Consider the following 2,942-nt stretch of genomic DNA (forward strand, 5'->3'; position numbering starts at 1 on the left):
CAAACACTGGGGATGAAACTGTTTGCGGCCAAGGGGAAAGTGGAGATTCAAGCGCAGAGTGATAACATCGAAATCATTGCGGATAAAGTGATGAAGTTGATTAGTGCTAAGGAGTCGATTGAGATTGCGGCGAAGAAGGAAGTGTTGATTACTTCAGGGGGCAGCTATATCCGCATAAATGCAGGTGGGATTGAGCATGGGACGCTGGGGTTTTGGAAAGCGCATGCGGGTAGCCATAATTTGCCTGGAGAGAAAGGGCTGGATTATGCTTCTCCCAAAATGCCAAAACCTGCATTTAGTAATCGGCTTGATTTATATGACATTCTTGCAGGACGTGATTTTTCACAAATTAAATACACAGCAATTTTAGATGATAAAACTGTTTCTTCAGGTACATTTGATGAGCATGGCAGAACAGCAAGAATTTTTTCTAACAAACAACAAAACGCTAAACTTTTGGTTAGTACGGGAGATAATTGGGCGTATAGCGTTAAAACAGAAGCTACATTGACAAATAGTATCCAATTTGAATTAAAAGACTTTATGGGTGACCCAATAAAAGATTTAAGGTATGAGTTTCGCACTAACGGCTCAGTGGTCAAAGCAGGTCAATTTAATGGCGATAAAGTAAATGTGACAACATCAGGGACTGGTGTATTAGAACTGTGGGTTGAGAAATTCCCAACCCAAACGTTAGGGTTAGCGTTGAATATGACAGATATAGCTGGAATATCTGAAGTATCTTTAATAAGTCCAAAAAAAGTTTATAAATTTGAGCTATTACCTGACGGTGAAAAAGGCGACTATTGGAGAGGAACCTACGAAGTACAAGATGGAGAAACATTTGCTTCTATTGCAGAAAAATACGGAACAACACCAATCAGTTTATTAGCTATGAATTCAGATATTGATGATTATAGTAAACCTGTGTATCCAGCACTTACGAAAGGACAAGTTATTCAAGTCCCTCCTCAATCAAATAGGAAATCATAAAATGAAATTAAATATCTTGTGTCGTGTGCGAGAGAAAGTTACTCGCTCAGCATTAATATCTGCGCTATTATTTTGCTCTGGTTGCACGGCAAAATCTTCTGAAATACCAGCGATACCGACATACCCAGCTGAAGTTGATTATTTGCATCCTGAACTCAAAGGCAGTGAAGCCTCATTGACTTTTGTTAAAGACTCGGATTTAAAATATCCTTTTTATGCAGGAGTGGCTTGGGTAGTAGAGCCAACAGGAAATGAAGACCCTGTGACATATGACCAGGAAAACCTCACTCCTGAGGAAAAAGAGGTTCGCCGTCAAATTGACCAGTTAAGCAATCTCGATATTAGCCCCTTTTTAATTCGTCTAACAAGAATAGAAGCTATGAACAAAGATGGGCTACTACAAAAGGAAACTTTAATTTTTGAACGCCCTGCCGATTTAATGAAATCAAATGGCAAAGGGAATTATGGCGCTACGGGGCAGCGGGGGCCTGCGATACAAGGCAAGCGTCCTGGGTTAATACTGCATGCTACATCACATGAGCGCTTTTTGATCCGAATCCCACCGCAACCGAAAGGGTTGTATCGTTTAACTGTAAAAACGATGAGTGATATGCCCTTTTTTAAAGATAAGCATATTATTTTTACGGCCTCTTCAACTGGCGAATATTAAGAAATCATTGTACCTTTAAGTAAAGGAACAGTGCCATATATAGGAAATCATCATGAAAATGTCTATCCGAATCGCAAGTCAATTGTCACCATTAAACGTTGGCCAAGGTGACGAACCAGAGGATAAGAGCACGCAGTCTGTTACGGGACATATGTTTTATACTTTAACCGAGCCAAATGGCAGTGTTTATAGCTTTGGATTTGCACCTATTAAAGGAGGGCAGGCTTTTGGCCCAGGTAAAGTCTTTACAAGAGATGAATGGCATTATGCAGACCGTAGATACATACGTGATATACAAGTATCAGCTGCTGAGTATAAGACCTTGCTTGATTTCGGAATGTACCCAGAAAGTTACGGCTTCAATATGAATTACAATGGTGCGAGCAATATGTGTATTACTTTCACATGGCGTGCTTTGGAGGTGGCAGGACTTAACCCTCTTGGGTTTGTTGGAGACCATGTTCCTATTAATAATCGAGATGATGCTAATCTAGTTGGAAACCCATTATTTGATATTCCAGGTTATGACCGTTTTAACCCTTGGCTTGGGCGTGATGCAAAAATTAAAGGATTGCAAGGTATTGTCCGAAATCGAATGTACTCTTTGAATCGTATGCGAATGGTGGCAAGGCCTAAAAATACAGAACGATACAAAGAGTTATATGTAGGCATAAATATTGCAACGAATGAGCCTAAGATTCAACAAAAAACAATGTATGGCAGTGAAAGCGGCGCACCAAATACCGTAGTTACTGCGGCCTAGTGCGAAAATTTATGAATGATTTATTTGGAGGAAAATCAAATGTCATATCCAGTAGCCCGCCTAGGCGACACTTCAGACCACGGCGGTAAAATCATTACCGCTTCACCAACATTTCATGTGGAGGACGTACCTGTGATCTGCCCTCGAATTGACGGACACCTTTTAACGTAAAAAGAGAGGTGTCAAATGCAACGCAATCGTTACGATGACTCATTCAAAGCTGAGGCAGTGAGTTTAGCATTATCAGGAGAGCTGAGTTACGCGGAAGTGGCTCGAGATTTGGGTATAAACTACGGTACATTAACGAACTGGATTTATGAAACCATGAAGAATCCTAAAGCTGCCTCAACCAAAGGCCAAAGCCCAAGTCGCCAAGACTATCAAACATTAGAGCGTCAACTCAAAGCCGCTCATAAAGAGCTTGATTTGCGCAAGCGGGAGATTGAATTCCTAAAAAAGGCAAGCGCGTACTTTGCGAGCCTGAAACCGTAAAGTACGCAATGATTGGTCAGGACG

General features: G+C 41.0%; 5 protein-coding genes. All 5 read left to right on the forward strand.

The features are described from left to right. The coding region (locus DFR44_RS11200) for a LysM peptidoglycan-binding domain-containing protein (protein ID WP_133621651.1) at positions 1 to 993 on the forward strand (993 nt) is incomplete at its 5' end. Between the two features lies 1 nt (position 994). Next, a complete protein-coding gene (locus DFR44_RS11205) occupies positions 995 to 1,663 on the forward strand; it encodes a hypothetical protein (RefSeq protein WP_133621652.1) in 669 nt (222 codons plus the stop codon). Positions 1,664 to 1,715: 52 nt separating this feature from the next. Then, positions 1,716 to 2,426, forward strand: a complete 711-nt coding sequence (locus DFR44_RS11210) for a hypothetical protein (RefSeq protein WP_133621653.1) — start codon at positions 1,716 to 1,718, stop codon at positions 2,424 to 2,426. Positions 2,427 to 2,465: 39 nt separating this feature from the next. Continuing rightward, positions 2,466 to 2,597, forward strand: a complete 132-nt coding sequence (locus tag DFR44_RS11735) for a PAAR domain-containing protein (RefSeq protein WP_281275642.1) — start codon at positions 2,466 to 2,468, stop codon at positions 2,595 to 2,597. Positions 2,598 to 2,612: 15 nt separating this feature from the next. Continuing rightward, positions 2,613 to 2,918 (forward strand): transposase, encoded by a 306-nt coding sequence (locus DFR44_RS11215; protein WP_133620012.1) that lies wholly within the window; start codon positions 2,613 to 2,615, stop codon positions 2,916 to 2,918. Positions 2,919 to 2,942: the final 24 nt, after the last annotated feature.

Origin of the sequence: Hydromonas duriensis (assembly GCF_004363775.1) — a bacterium.
Taxonomy (GTDB): domain Bacteria; phylum Pseudomonadota; class Gammaproteobacteria; order Burkholderiales; family Burkholderiaceae; genus Hydromonas; species Hydromonas duriensis.